This window comes from Mucilaginibacter polytrichastri (assembly GCF_001911425.1).
GTDB classification, from domain to species: domain Bacteria; phylum Bacteroidota; class Bacteroidia; order Sphingobacteriales; family Sphingobacteriaceae; genus Mucilaginibacter; species Mucilaginibacter polytrichastri.
Genome location: NZ_MPPL01000001.1, coordinates 492,057 through 505,975, shown reverse-complemented (window position 1 = coordinate 505,975; position 13,919 = coordinate 492,057). Strand labels below are relative to the sequence as shown.

The window sequence follows — 13,919 nt, the reverse complement described above, 5'->3', positions numbered from 1 at the left end:
ATCACAGCATTAAGCGCCTGCTATTAGTCCGCCCGATCACAGTATTTCCTGTTTTCAGTAGTGAAACTTAAAATTTAACTGCGGTTAAATTTTGCTCTTTGTATGTAAGAACGTTATTACTTTAAGAAAAAATCAGTCAATAATTGGTCTAATTTGTATACGCCGTCGGCTACTTCCGTATCCTCAACCGTAACCTTACGCTCTGCCTTTAATGATGCTGTTGCATAATGAAGCACAGCCATCGAAAGCAGGTCCTGCTTATCCCTAACGGCGTAATTCTCCTGATATTCTTTCAGTCGATCACCGATCAGCTTGGCTGCCCTGCGTATTATTTCTTCTTCTTCCACGCTTACCTTTAAAGGGTAAACTCTGTCAGCAATATTTATTTTTATGGAGATTTCTCCCATTGAGCTTGTTCACTTTTTTGCGTTACTTTTTCAGCAACACAATACACTTATCAATTTCCTGCACAAATTCGTTAATTTTTTGCTTGATGTCAAGGCTTTTTTCACTCGTTTCCGAAAATGATTTGGCCAGTTTCAATACACGAAGCTTCTCTTCCAGTTCAACATGCTTATTCTTACTCTCTTTTACCGAGTTTGTAAGCGCTTCCCTTTCATGTTTCAGCAAATCATTTTCCTGTTGTAAAACAGTACAAAGCTCAATTAAACGCTCCGTTTTTTCTGTAACTGCTGATAACTGTTCTGTTATTGATGCCATGTTTAGTTATTGGTTATTATGTTATTAAGTTATTGGGCTATTCAATAGTCATCTATTTTACAAACAACTTAATAACTCAATACACCTAATAACCCCAACTATTTTCTTATCTCCGCTCCTGCTTCTTTCCCTAAGTTATAAATTAATTTCTGCATTATGCTGTCAATCGCTTTGTCGGTAAGTGTTTTCTCCTCGTCCTGCAAAATAAAGCTTAATGCGTATGATTTTTTACCGGCAGGCAGTTTATCGCCCTGGTAAACATCAAACACATTCACTTCGGTCAACAGCTTACGCTCTGTTTTCTGGGCGATCAGTTTCAGTTGATTAAACGTTACCGCCTGATCTACCAGCATCGATAAATCTCTTCTTACCGCCGGGAATTTAGACACATCCTGGAACGTGATCTTATTTTTTTGCACCAGTTGCAATATCAAATCGAAATTAAACAGGGCGAAGAATACTTCTTTCTCCACATCTGCCTTTTTTAATGCCGATGGCTGTACCGAACCAAACTTAACCAGGGTTTTGCCACCGCGGTAGTTGTATTGCAAACCGTATGATAGTTCATCGTCTGCCACGTCTTCCACGCTGTAATCTTTCAGGTTCAGGCGGTCAACCAGTTCATCAATAGCCCCTTTTAAGTGATAAAAAGATACAGTCTCTGATTTATGGCCCCATTGCTCGCCCTGGTTTGCGCCTGTGATGAACAAGGATAGCTGGCGGTTCTCGCTGTATTTATCTTCTTTAACTCCATATACCTTACCAAACTCATAAAGTTTAAGGTTAGGATTTCTGCGGTTTTGATTATGTGCAATAGCTTCGAGACCCGAAAACAGTAAGGTTTGGCGCATAATATCCAAATCGTTGCTTAACGGGTTCAGGATCTTTACCGCATGTTCCAAATTGGTAGCATAGCTGGAGCTGGTTAACGAATTAGCCAGCATCTCATTAAAGCCATTGGCGGTCAGCAGTTCAGAAACAATGCGCTGAACAGTATCCCGCTCGGGTTTAACTGAGGTATTTAATGATGCTCGGATCTGGGTAGGGATCTCGATATTGTTATATCCGTAAATACGCAATACTTCCTCAATTACGTCAACCTCACGGGTAACATCCACACGATAGGCTGGCACGGCTAATAATAAGCCCTCTGCGCTCTCTTCTTCTACTTTAATATCCAAGGCCTCAATAATTGCCTTAATTTCGGCAGCGGGGATATCTTTACCAATCAGCCGAACCGCATTTTTGTAGCTGAACTCTACCTTGAAAGGCTCAGCTCTGGCCGGATATATGTCGGATATATCAGATGAGATTGTTCCGCCGGCAATTTCTTTTATTAATAGTGCAGCGCGTTTCAACGCAAAAACGGTCATATCCGGGTCAGTGCCTCTCTCAAAACGGAAAGAAGAATCAGTTTTCAACCCAAAACGTTTTGATGTTTTACGTACCGAAACCGGGTTAAAGTAAGCGCTCTCTAAAAATATATTAATAGTAGCATCGCTTACGCCCGATGTTGCCCCACCAAAAACCCCTGCAATACACATGGGTTCAACGGCATTACAGATCATCAGATCGTCCTGATGCAGCTTACGCTCTACGCCATCCAGCGTAATAAAAGGAGTACTTTCTGCAACCGTTTTAACAATTACCTTACCACCTGTTACCTTGTCGGCATCAAAAGCATGCATCGGCTGGCCAAGATCATGCAGTACATAATTGGTAATATCAACCACGTTGTTAATAGCCCGTACACCAATAACAGCCAAACGTTCTTTTAGCCAGGCAGGCGATTCGGCCACCTTAATGCCCGAAATAGTTAAACTACTATAACGGATAGCGGCCTTGCTCTCCACCTCAACAGGGATTACCAGGTTGTTATTATCTACCGCAAAGGCAGAAACATCCGGCTTAGTAATGTGGGTACGTAAAAAAGCAGCAATATCACGCGCAGTACCCAGGTGCGAAGTAGCATCGGCACGGTTTGGCGTTAAGCCAATCTCGTACATATAATCGTCGTTCAGGCTAAAGTAATCTTTAGCGAGGATGCCAACAACTGCCTCTTCCGGCAATACCATAATCCCGGCATGCGATTCGCCCAAGCCAATCTCGTCATCAGCGCAGATCATCCCTTCGGATACCTCTCCCCTGATCTTAGATTTACTGATCTTAAACGGTTCGCCATGTGTAGGGTATACAGTGGTACTAACTACGGCAACAACTACTTTTTGCCCGGCTGCCACATTGGGCGCACCGCAAACAATTTGCAGGTCATCGCCAGTACCTACATCAACGTGGGTAATGCGCAGGCGGTCGGCATTGGGGTGTTGGGCACAGTCTTTCACGTAGCCAATCACCAGGCCTTCCAGTCCGCCCGGTATTGCCTGTACTTTTTCCAGGCTTTCCACCTCTAAACCGGTACCGGTTAAGATCTGTGAAATTTCTGCCGGGGTTTTATCTGTTTGTATAAAATCTTTAAGCCAATTATAAGATATCTTCATTAGATGTGATGATAATCGGCAAAGATAAGATTTTTTGATGTGCAGATGTGAAAATATGCAGATGTGCAGATGGTTTTTATGTGTATCGGCAAAAAGGCATTGAAACTACCAATTGCCTTCACGAGAGGGGCGCAAAAGGAAGCGCCGAGGCAGGGGTGTGTTTATACGCCGGGAACACATCCATAACCCCTCTCAAGATGAGAATAAGAATTATAACAACCCTTCATCCGCAAAACTCAGAAAACCATCATCGGTAATAATCAAATGATCAAACACATTAATCTCCAGGATCTTCCCCGCCTGGTACAGCTTTTTAGTAAGATCAATATCCTGCTGACTGGGTTTCAAATTCCCCGAGGGATGATTGTGCGCCAGTATAATAGATGAGGCCTGGTGCTGTAACGCTATGTGGAAGATAATCTTTGGGTCGGCAACCGTGCCAGACAAGCCACCTTTGCTAATCAGTTCTTTGCCGATAACTTTGTTATTTCGGCTTAATAGCAGTATCCAAAACTCTTCGTGGTTTAAATCAACCAGGTGCCTGCGAAGAATTTGCCAGGCGCTGTTACTGCCTGTAATTACATCGGCTACTTTGGTTTCGGTATCGCTACGGCGGCGGCCAAGTTCGAGGGCGGCTATGATAGAAATTGCTTTGGCTTCGCCGATGCCCTTAAATTTGGAGAGCTCGGCTACCGAAACCTTACCCAGTTTATTCAAATCATTATTATAATGATGTAAAATGCGTTTACTGAGCTCAACTGCAGACTCGTCGCGGCTGCCCGAGCCGATGAGGATGGCAACAAGTTCGGCATCGCTTAGGGCGCGGCGGCCCTGGGTATTCAGCTTTTCGCGGGGGCGGTCTTCTTCGGCCCAGGCTTTAATGCTGATCTTGGTTTCATATGGTTCCACGATGGGAAGTTATTAAAAATCGTGGCAACAAAAAAGGGACAATGCTTGCGCATTATCCCTTTTGTATATTGGTAGTTTAGCTTATGCTAAAGTGTTAACAAATTTTGTAAGCTTTGATTTATTGTTCGAAGCTTTGTTTTTGTGGATCACGTTTTTCTTAGCTAAACGATCAAGCATAGAAATTACCTTGCTTAAAAGCGGAGTTGCATCCGTTTTAGTGGTAGTTGCTCTTAATCTCTTAATAGCGGTTCTGGTAGTTTTAGCCTGATATCTATTGCGTAAACGCTTTGTTGCGTTGGCCCTTATCCTTTTAATTGATGATTTATGATTTGCCATTTTAGCTAAGTATTCTTAATTATTTTTCGGACTGCAAATATATGATGAATATTTTAAAAATCAAATACCTTTTCAAATATTTTTCGACACTAAATGCTTCAGTGCCTTTAACATCACAAAGGTAAATAAATTTATTTAAAGCCCATACTTTGAAGCCGGTTTGAGTGAGGTTATTATATTTGAGCAATGAAACCTGCCTTGCGGCTATGCTTAGCACTCATCATCCTGCTATCTTGTTCCTCCTGGGGCTTTTTTGCGCATTACCGTATCCACCATCTGGCTGTTTTTATTTTACCCAAAGGTATGGCAGCTTTTTACAAAAGCAACATCGATTACATTACCGAACACGCCATTACTGCCGATAAACGCCGCTATAACGACAGCACAGAAGCACCTCGACATTTTTTTGATGCCGACTATTATGGCAAAACACCATTTAAAACCGTACCCCATAAATGGAATGATGCCGTTGCCTGTTACAGTAAAGACACACTCATTAAATATGGCACCGTACCCTGGAGCATCCAATACCAATACTACAAACTGGTACGTGCTTTTAAAGCGCATGATACCACGGGCATTTTGCATGCCTCGGCAGATCTGGGCCATTATGTATCTGATGCCTGCGTGCCCCTGCATTTAACCAAAAACTATGATGGGCAACTTACCAACCAGAAAGGTATCCACTCGTTATGGGAAAGCCGCCTGCCCGAGCAGTTTGCCAGCCATTACCATTTATATATTGGCAAAGCCCGGTATATCGACAACCCATTATCCGAAGCGTTTATCATCTGCCGGGGCTCTTACAAAGCGGTTGATTCGGTAATTAGTTTTGACCAGCTACTCAGCAAAACTTTTCCTGCCGATAAAAAGTACACCTTGCAGCAACGCGGTGCCCATAAAATTAACGACTACTCGCCTGCCTATTGCGCAGCCTACAACAAACTGATGCACGACATGGTAGAACGCCGCATGCGTACCGCCATACTGGCCGTGGGCAGCTATTGGTACTCTGCCTGGGTAGATGCCGGCCAACCTGACCTGAACAAACTGATTGCGGTTAAAATGAGCGTGGAAGAGAAAGGGAAATTAGACAAAGAGGAAGCGGCGTTTAAAGAACCCCTCCTAACCTCCCCAAAGGCAAGGAAATAATATAAAAAGCGCTTGGTTAATTCTGGAGTCAAATGCTCCCGCAAGCGCCCCGCTTGTGGACTTACTTAAATATGCATTTAGCACAAGCGAGACGTCTGCGGGAGCGATAGTACTGACAGATTAGAAAGCAAGGCTATTGTCTTATTTCTTGTTTCTTTTACTTCCCTTCTCTTCTTCCCTTAATAATCCCCCAAATAACAGGGACTATAGACACCAGTATAATACCGATGGTAACTACTGAGAAATGAGTTTTAAAGAAAGGCAGATTGCCAAACAGGTAACCGGCAAACAGAAACAGGATAATCCATGCTGTACCGCCGATGATGTTATAGATGCTGTAACGAATAAAAGACATACGCCCTACCCCGGCCACAAATGGCGCGATAGTACGGATGATGGGGATAAAGCGGCTTAATATTACCGCTATGGGGCCATGCTTATCAAAAAAAGCCTGGGTTTTAATATAATATTCGAGTTTTAAAACCTTGTTTTCTGGCTTAAATACCTTTTCGCCCAGGTAACTGCCTAAGAAATAGTTTAGCGTATTACCTGTAAACGCAGCTATAATTAATATAACGGCCAGCAGATAAATATTTAAACCGGTAGTACCGGCAGCTATTAAAGCCCCTGCTGCAAACAACAAAGAATCGCCGGGAAGAAACGGGGTAACCACAAAGCCGGTTTCGGCAAAAATGATTACAAAAAGAATAAGATAAGTCCAACCCTGGTACTGGCTTATTACCGGGCTCAGGTGTTTATCAATGTGAAGAACGAAATCGATGATACTTTTTACTACTTCCAAAATGTGGGCTATTTGGAGCAAAAATAAAAATATAGCTTAATATCAGCCTACTAATTATTTATTAATAATAATACCCGTGTTAAAAGCGGCACTATCTGTGCGGCCCACAATGCCATAAGTATAAATAGTATATAACTTACCGTCGCCAACAGTTTGTTTCACTTCACCCAAAACCGTACTAAAATCTCCTGTAGCATAGATCTTAAAATCATAATCTCCCACAGGCATCTCTACAAAAGGCGAATAGGCATTAAGCGCAATATTGGCACAAAGGCTGGTTTGGTTGGCATATACGTCAAATGCACCAGAACGTGGCGAAGCATTAATAAACCTAACCTTGCCTCTGCCCACACCAGAAAGCTTGGAAGTATCTACCAGGAATAAAAAGTTTAGTTTACCATCTGCCTTTACCCCGGTAACAAATAGCGTATATTTCGCGTTTCGGTTAACCGTGCTATCCGTTACCATTAACTTGAAAGTTTTTTTATCAGGATTTAATATTCCGGTAGATAATATTGACTTATTTCCCGTATCAGACCTTATTTGTATTGGATAGCCAACGGTATTCATGTAAAAGTATGCACCCAGTGTAGGATAACGGTATGGCGTAAGGCCGTTTTGGATATTATTATTGATATATAAATCTACAGGCCCTATATCCGGAGATAAGTTAGCTACTGTTAATTGCGAATTGTAGCCATTTACCGTACCGTCTGATGATTTACCGCATGAAGCCATAAGCGGCACAACGATAACAGCCACTAGCAATAGCATTAATGTGTTGTATATATATTTACTTTTGTTAGCCATGTTTTATTCTACTATTGACTATTTATAAACACCCCTACCGTAAGTGCAGACTTACCAACCCCACCAGGCACACCTTTAACATAAAATGTATAAGCTGTACCACCCAGCAAAGTAAGTTTTTGTGTAATATTTATTACGCTGCTACCTGTTAAATTAACCGTTATTACTTTATTAGCACCAGCAAGCTGGGTTTTAAATTTACTGGTATTACCATAGCTTTGATTAGTAAAGCTGGCATCGCCAACATGCATATCGAGTGCAGCAACACCATTAGCTGTATGCACAAAACGCACAGTTGCACTATCGGAGTTAACTTTAACAGTATCTAGCTTTAAAAAGGTTTTATCGGTGCTTTCGCCATTTACATATAGCGAATAACCTTTTATAGTGGTGGTATTTATAGTTGTAGCGCCGGTAGTAGCATTTTTAGTGGTATCCCTAACAACGTACGCAGTATGGATAGTATCCAGCGTTAATGGCAAACTAAATAATACTGTATTTTGCCCATTCTTTCTAAACTGGTAATTCTGCAGGCCTGACTGGGCCGACAAATACCCGGTAGCACCACCAGTGTAAATACTCGATTGGCTGTTTTGCCTTGTACCGTTAAGGTAATAATTAAGCGTGTCTGAAGTGGTATTAATTACATTTAGCAACGTGGTAGCAGTAGTATCCACAGGGTCATCACTCGCCTTATTGCAGGCATATAAACCTGCAATTGCTATAAATAATATAATTATCGGTCTGAATTTCATGTATTTTCTGCCTGCATTATAACAGCGAAGAGCAGCTTTTAGTATTACTCAACAAAAAAGTCCGGCTTTTGAAGTCCGGACTTGTTAAATATTTTCAATATTGCTTATGCGTAGCTATTCAGCATTACCGGCATAACCAGCATTAACACATCTTCGTTCTCATCACCGCCTACAGGCAATAATAAGCCCGCGCGGTTAGGGGTCGACATTTCAAGGTTAACTTCTTCGCATGCCAGGTTCTTCAACATCTCGATCAGAAAACGGGCGTTAAAACCAATCTCCAGGTCTTCGCCTTCGTACTGGCAGGTTAAGCGCTCATGCGCTTCGTTGGCAAAATCAATATCCTCTGATGAGATGTTCAGTTCGCTGCCGCTGATCTTTAACCTTACCTGGTGGGTGGTTTTATTAGCATAAATAGCCACACGGCTTAATGAACCCAGGAACGATAAACGATCGATAGTTAGTTTATTGGTATTATTCTGCGGAATAACAGCTTCATAATCCGGGTAACGCTCATCAATTAAGCGGCATACTAAATTAATGTGGCCAAATTTAAAAAAGGCGCTGGTGTTGTTATACTCTATAGCCACGTTAACATCATCAGCAGGTAGCGATGATTTTAACAGGTTTAATGCTTTTTTAGGCAGGATGAATGATGTAGTGCTTTCGGCCTTGGCATCTTTACGGCGGTAACGTACCAGCTTGTGGGCATCGGTAGCTACGAAGGTAAAGTACTGGGTTGATAACTGCGCGTAAACACCTGTCATGGCCGGGCGAAGCTCATCATTACTAACCGCAAAAATGGTTTTGTTGATAGCCTCTGCCAAAACAGATGCAGGCAGGTTAACCGATGTTGCGTTTTCTACAACCGGGATCTTCGGGAAATCTTCACCGTTCTCGCCACTTAGTTTGTATTTACCATCGCCTGCGTTAATTTCTATCGCAAAGGTTTTGTCATCAACAGAGAAAGCCACCGGCTGCTCTGGCAATGACTTAAGGGTATCGAGCAATATACGCGACGGGATAGCTATACGGCCGTTCTCTTTAGCTTCAACAGCCAGCGATGTGGTCATGCTGGTTTGCAAATCAGTTGCTGATATGGTTAGCGTGCCGTCTTTTATTTCAAATAAAAAGTTTTCCAGAATGGGCAATACGGTGCTGTTACTTAACGCGCCGCTTACTGACTGTAGTTGCTTTAATAGTGTTGATGTAGAAACAATAAATCTCATTCCAGATGTAGCTTTAATCAATCAAAAGTAAAAAAATTAATGCGCATACTTTCGTCTGCGGGCATAATGTTGAAAAATAGCAAATATTAACAAACACTAACTATTAAGCCCCTGAATAAACAGAGGCTTAATAATAGAATGCTATGTGATATAAATTTTATTTCTTTCCACTAGGAGGAGTTGGTCTGGGTGGCGGAGGTGCCTGGACAGCAGCAGGACCAGGTTTTGAATGTCCTTTTGTACTGCCATTTGATGATTTGTCTATACCTCTCTGATTATAATCTCTTGTTGACATAATTTTTGATTTTTATGGAACTTCAATAAAGATAGTGTTTTTTGGTCTACTAATAAAAACGATGGGCATGTCGTATAAATAAGTTGACGTTTGATATTCATAAACTTTAACGTTTCTTAATGACAATTCGCATATGTCTTGTGTTTCAGAAAATGAATCAATAATTCCATGAAAAGTTTTATCATACTCTACATCTCGCACGTAAACTTCAGTAATATGTGGTTGATTTAAGAAAAATGAATAGAGATTTTCTTCTCCATATTTTGAACCGATACCTATAAATTGTGCAAATCTCGTGATATATTTTTTTGTTTCAATTACAGATGCGATGAACCCGATAAATATAGAACAGATAGATGCTCTTAAAATTTCTGATAAACTAATCCCTTTATCATCTATAACATGATTCCAGAATGCTACTATCTCATTTTTTAAAAAGAAATAGCACACACTATCCGAAATAAGATAACATATACCTCCAAAGAAAATTGCGTTTACTATAAACTTAAATGAGGACCATTTCTGATACGCTGTTAATTTTTCAAAAATCAATGTAGCTAATCCACCGGGTATTGTAATTAATATAATTTTGATGGTTAGAGCAGAGACATCCATTTGCTTTAGGTTATTAAGGTTACCCTACTAACTTAAAAAAATTAATGCGCATACTTTCGTCTGCGGACATAATGTTGAAAAATAGCAAATATTAACACTAATGCCGGCGGCACTATATTATTTACCAACTGCCAGTATAGTTTTTCGTTTCTAATACGGGGCTTATTTAGTAATCTTATCTGTATTTCTTTGGTACGCAGGGCAATTAAACGGGTATCGCCGATTAAATAGTCTACCATATTTAGCAAAAGAGTTTTGTTACCCGAAGTTTGCTGGGTATAATGATCATAGCCTAACGGATAAGGCGAACCATCTGCCCCCAATTGATTCTTAAATACATCGCCATCACTAATCACAATCATTTTTGCGGGCTTGCTTTGCGGCAAAACCTCTCCCTGCCCGCTAATGCCCTCGGGCACGGGACGGTTCATAAAGTCTGATTTGAATTGACCCTCCAGCAATACCGCAACCGTTTTAGGCACACTTTGAAATGCCTTTGGGTCAGGTTGCTGCTCAATAGATGTCAGCGACAACATATGCGGCGCTGTAAGCTTAGTATTATAGGGCGAACTGGTTAGCAGGATCGTTTTTTTAATATTCTTAACAGCCAATGTATCCATAGTACTGATAAACTGTGTGGTAATACCATCAACATTTTTCACAATCGGGTTGTGCGATACCGGTACCAGTAGTGGGTAAAACAACCAGGGTACCATCTGGATCTGCGGCTGCCCGCCAACACTACCAGTGGCCACCGGGATCTGCGAACTGTTCAGATCAGCAATAAGATCATAATTGATCCGTATGCCGTAGGTAAATAACTGGTCGTCGAGGTTTAACTGTTTGCCGAAGGCAAGCTGCTCTCCGCCATGCCCGCGCAGGCTGTCCAGCTCTGCGCTTACCTGGTCAATACTCCAGAGTATGCTGCCGCCATGCATCAGGTATTGGTCAATCTTAAATTTTTCGGGCTCGGTAAAAGGTTTTTCGGGCTTGGCAATTACCACTAATTTAACTTTGAGCAAATCTGGTAAAGAGATTTTGGTGAGATCAACCCTGCCCACCATAAAACTGCTGGATAGTGTGTTAATGGCATCATGCATTTGCACATCATCCAGTTCGCCATGGCCTTCAATAATACCTATTTGCTGGTTACCGCCGGTTATGGCTTTTTTAATGCCCGAAGCAAAAGCATACTCGAGGTTTTGGATAGAATTATTCAATACTTCATCTTCGCCCAAACCAATGCGGCGCTGCAATAAATTAACAGGCACCTGCTTATCGCCTGCCGTAATTACAGCCGCCGGGACAATCAGTTTCTGAATCAACCCGTCATCAGTTTTTACCGACAGGTTGGTGGGCTCTATCCCCCCACCCATCATATTTTTAATGGTCGAATCCTGCTCGCTCTGATTTTGCCCTTTCAGCGGGTCAATAAATTCAAACTGTAATTTACGATGGCTGTAGGCTTGCATGTCACTCAGCATGTCGCGCGTGGCGCGTTGCAAGCGTTTAAATCCTCCGGGCAGGTTATCTCCCTGTAAATATACCGTAACCTTAACGGGTGTGCTCAGACTGTCCATCATATCGCGGCTTACGGTGGAGAGTGTAAAGCGTTTTTCCTTGGTAAAATCTATCCGGGTAAAGCCAATTTGGGCAGCAATGATGCCCGCTACAAATACACCCGCATAAATATAAACATCGGGTTGCAGCAGCTTGCGCTGCATTTGCAGTTTAAGGGTAACCAATGCCAGCAGAATAAACAGCGCGGTAAGAGCGATAAAGTAAAACAAATCGCGCGTATCCAATACACCCCGGCTTACTGAGCTGTAATGCGAACTAATACCCAGTTGATCTATTCCGCTGTTTTGCAAACTGAGCAATTGGCTCAAAGAATCGAATCCACTATAAACAAAGAATGAAAGGAATACTGCTATAGTAAAAGCAATGATCTGATTTTTGGTTATAGCAGAAGCAAACAAGCCTATAGCCACAAACGACGAACCCAGTAAAAACAGACCGATATATGAGCCGATAACAGCGCCGCTATCTATATTACCTTGCGGGCTACCCAGCACCGTAACCGAATAATAGTAAACACAAGTAGGCAATAAGGCAAACAACACCAGCGCTACACAGGCAAAGTATTTGCCCATAATAATTTGCCCGAAGGTAACCGGCCGTGTAGCCAGCAATTCAAATGTACCTTCCCTTCGTTCCTCTGCCAATGACCGCATGGTAATGGCCGGGATTAAAAACATAAAAAGGTAAGGCGCCGTACTAAAAAGACTTTCTAAAGTGGCATACCCATATTCTAATATGCTGGTATCCGGAAATACCCATAAGAATAGCCCTAACACTATTAAAAATACGCCAATGGTAATGTAAGCCACCATTGAGCTGAGGTATAGTACTATTTCTTTTTTTAGTATGGTGAACATTTATATGTTTTTGTCTTTTTAAACTTCTTTTCGTATATCGCGTCATTGCGAGGTACGAAGCAATCTCAGACCGACAACGCACCAACTCTAAAATAACTTACTGAACTAACAACTCATCATACAAATCCTTCCATTGAGGATTCATCGAATTAATAAGCGCTTCTTTACTTTTCCTATTACCGCCCTTTATCGCTTTTTCAGCAGTTATTGCCTCTTCAATGTGTGGATAGAAACAATGATAAACTAACCTATCGCAATTATACCTGTCCGTAAAGCTTCCAGGATGCACTCTATTCTTATGATCCCTAGTTCTTGCAACAATATCAGATGTTATTCCTGTATATAAAACGCTTTGACGTTTATTAGTCATGATGTAAACACAACCGCCTCGTTCCATTGCGCTAAAATAATAAAAAGGTTGTGCTTAATTTTTGTTAGTACTAATGGGGCTGAGATTGCTTCGTACCTCGCAATGACGTGAGTTATGAACGTATTGTTTACCCACTACTCTACAGCAATATATCCCTTCTTAATTCGTCAGCTTAATAAAAATCTGCTCCAACGATTCCCCTCCATTATCCGCACGTAATTGCTCCAATATATCATCTGCCACAATATTACCTTTATTAATGATGATCACCTGGTTGCAAACCGCCTCAACCTCCTGCATAATATGGGTAGAAAGGATAATGGTTTTTGTTTTACCAAGTTCGGTAATCAGCTGACGGATACCTACCAGTTGATTAGGATCGAGGCCTGACGTCGGCTCATCCAATACTAAAACTTCTGGATTATGAATAATGGCCTGAGCCAAGCCTACCCGCTGGCGATAACCTTTTGATAGCTGTCCTAGCTTTTTGTGCTGCTCTGGTCCTAAACCTGTTTGCTCGATAACCTCGGCAATGCGGGCATCGGGCGAAGTGATTTTGTGAATCCCAGCAATAAACGCGAGCGACTCTTTCACATACATATCCAGGTAAAGCGGGTTACTCTCGGGCAGGTAACCTATGTTACGCCTAACATCTAATGACTGCTTACTTATATCAAACCCAGCAACGCTTGCACTACCCGATGTTTGCGGAATAAAGCCCGTCAGAATTTTCATGGTGGTAGATTTACCGGCGCCATTGGGGCCTAAAAAACCGGTTACACCTTTGCCTGCACTAAAGCTAATACCATCTACCGCCTTTTGCGTACCATAAATTTTGGTTAATGCTTCAACCCGGATACTCATGCTGTAAAAGTAGATGTTAGATATGAGATTTGAGATATGTTTTTTTAGTTCATAGTTGATGGTTCATAGATCATAGTCAAATACCCCCGCCGTCATGCCGAACTTGTTTCGGCACCCCACTTGCTA

At 41.8% G+C, this 13,919-nt stretch carries 14 protein-coding genes; 1 reads left to right on the top strand and 13 read right to left on the bottom strand.

What is annotated here, in order from left to right:
• Window positions 1–116: 116 nt before the first annotated feature.
• The 5 genes from RG47T_RS02290 to rpsT all read right to left on the bottom strand — a co-directional run bounded on the left by RG47T_RS02290 (window position 117) and on the right by rpsT (window position 4,463).
• Window positions 117–407 carry a cell division protein ZapA gene (locus RG47T_RS02290; RefSeq protein ID WP_074487835.1) on the bottom strand — a complete coding sequence of 97 codons (291 nt, stop codon included), beginning with the start codon at window positions 405–407 and terminating at the stop codon, window positions 117–119.
• A gap of 22 nt (window positions 408–429) precedes the next feature.
• On the bottom strand, window positions 430–720 hold the full coding sequence (locus RG47T_RS02285) for a hypothetical protein (RefSeq protein ID WP_074487833.1): 291 nt from the start codon (window positions 718–720) through the stop codon (window positions 430–432).
• A 98-nt stretch (window positions 721–818) separates the two neighbouring features.
• Window positions 819–3,218, bottom strand: a complete 2,400-nt coding sequence (gene pheT, locus RG47T_RS02280; protein WP_074487832.1) for a phenylalanine--tRNA ligase subunit beta — start codon at window positions 3,216–3,218, stop codon at window positions 819–821.
• Between the two features lie 210 nt (window positions 3,219–3,428).
• Complete coding sequence (gene radC / locus RG47T_RS02275; RefSeq protein ID WP_074487831.1) at window positions 3,429–4,127, bottom strand: RadC family protein; 699 nt, start codon at window positions 4,125–4,127, stop codon at window positions 3,429–3,431.
• An 81-nt stretch (window positions 4,128–4,208) separates the two neighbouring features.
• Window positions 4,209–4,463: a 30S ribosomal protein S20 gene (gene rpsT, locus RG47T_RS02270; protein ID WP_074487830.1), complete on the bottom strand. Its 255-nt coding sequence runs from the start codon at window positions 4,461–4,463 to the stop codon at window positions 4,209–4,211.
• Between the two features lie 186 nt (window positions 4,464–4,649).
• Here rpsT and RG47T_RS02265 point away from each other — a divergent pair, with 186 nt between their 5' ends.
• Entirely contained in the window at window positions 4,650–5,615 is a 966-nt protein-coding gene (locus RG47T_RS02265) for a zinc dependent phospholipase C family protein (RefSeq protein WP_074487828.1), read from the top strand.
• A 157-nt stretch (window positions 5,616–5,772) separates the two neighbouring features.
• Here RG47T_RS02265 and RG47T_RS02260 read toward each other — a convergent pair whose 3' ends face one another.
• The 8 genes from RG47T_RS02260 to RG47T_RS02225 all read right to left on the bottom strand — a co-directional run bounded on the left by RG47T_RS02260 (window position 5,773) and on the right by RG47T_RS02225 (window position 13,793).
• On the bottom strand, window positions 5,773–6,417 hold the full coding sequence (locus RG47T_RS02260) for a DedA family protein (protein WP_074487826.1): 645 nt from the start codon (window positions 6,415–6,417) through the stop codon (window positions 5,773–5,775).
• Window positions 6,418–6,471: 54 nt separating this feature from the next.
• The gene (locus RG47T_RS02255; protein ID WP_074487824.1) at window positions 6,472–7,227 is read right to left on the bottom strand and encodes a DUF4397 domain-containing protein; all 756 of its coding nucleotides are present in this window, start codon (window positions 7,225–7,227) and stop codon (window positions 6,472–6,474) included.
• A gap of 11 nt (window positions 7,228–7,238) precedes the next feature.
• Window positions 7,239–7,982: a DUF4397 domain-containing protein gene (locus RG47T_RS02250; RefSeq protein WP_074487822.1), complete on the bottom strand. Its 744-nt coding sequence runs from the start codon at window positions 7,980–7,982 to the stop codon at window positions 7,239–7,241.
• Between the two features lie 104 nt (window positions 7,983–8,086).
• Complete coding sequence (gene dnaN, locus RG47T_RS02245; RefSeq protein ID WP_074487820.1) at window positions 8,087–9,211, bottom strand: DNA polymerase III subunit beta; 1,125 nt, start codon at window positions 9,209–9,211, stop codon at window positions 8,087–8,089.
• A 307-nt stretch (window positions 9,212–9,518) separates the two neighbouring features.
• Window positions 9,519–10,121: a hypothetical protein gene (locus RG47T_RS02240; protein ID WP_074487818.1), complete on the bottom strand. Its 603-nt coding sequence runs from the start codon at window positions 10,119–10,121 to the stop codon at window positions 9,519–9,521.
• Between the two features lie 41 nt (window positions 10,122–10,162).
• Window positions 10,163–12,559: a gliding motility-associated ABC transporter substrate-binding protein GldG gene (gldG, locus tag RG47T_RS02235; RefSeq protein ID WP_074487816.1), complete on the bottom strand. Its 2,397-nt coding sequence runs from the start codon at window positions 12,557–12,559 to the stop codon at window positions 10,163–10,165.
• A 97-nt stretch (window positions 12,560–12,656) separates the two neighbouring features.
• Window positions 12,657–12,956, bottom strand: a complete 300-nt coding sequence (locus tag RG47T_RS02230) for a GIY-YIG nuclease family protein (protein WP_074487815.1) — start codon at window positions 12,954–12,956, stop codon at window positions 12,657–12,659.
• Window positions 12,957–13,088: 132 nt separating this feature from the next.
• Window positions 13,089–13,793, bottom strand: coding sequence for an ATP-binding cassette domain-containing protein (locus RG47T_RS02225; protein WP_074487813.1), 705 nt, complete (start codon window positions 13,791–13,793; stop codon window positions 13,089–13,091).
• Between the last annotated feature and the right edge of the window lie 126 nt (window positions 13,794–13,919).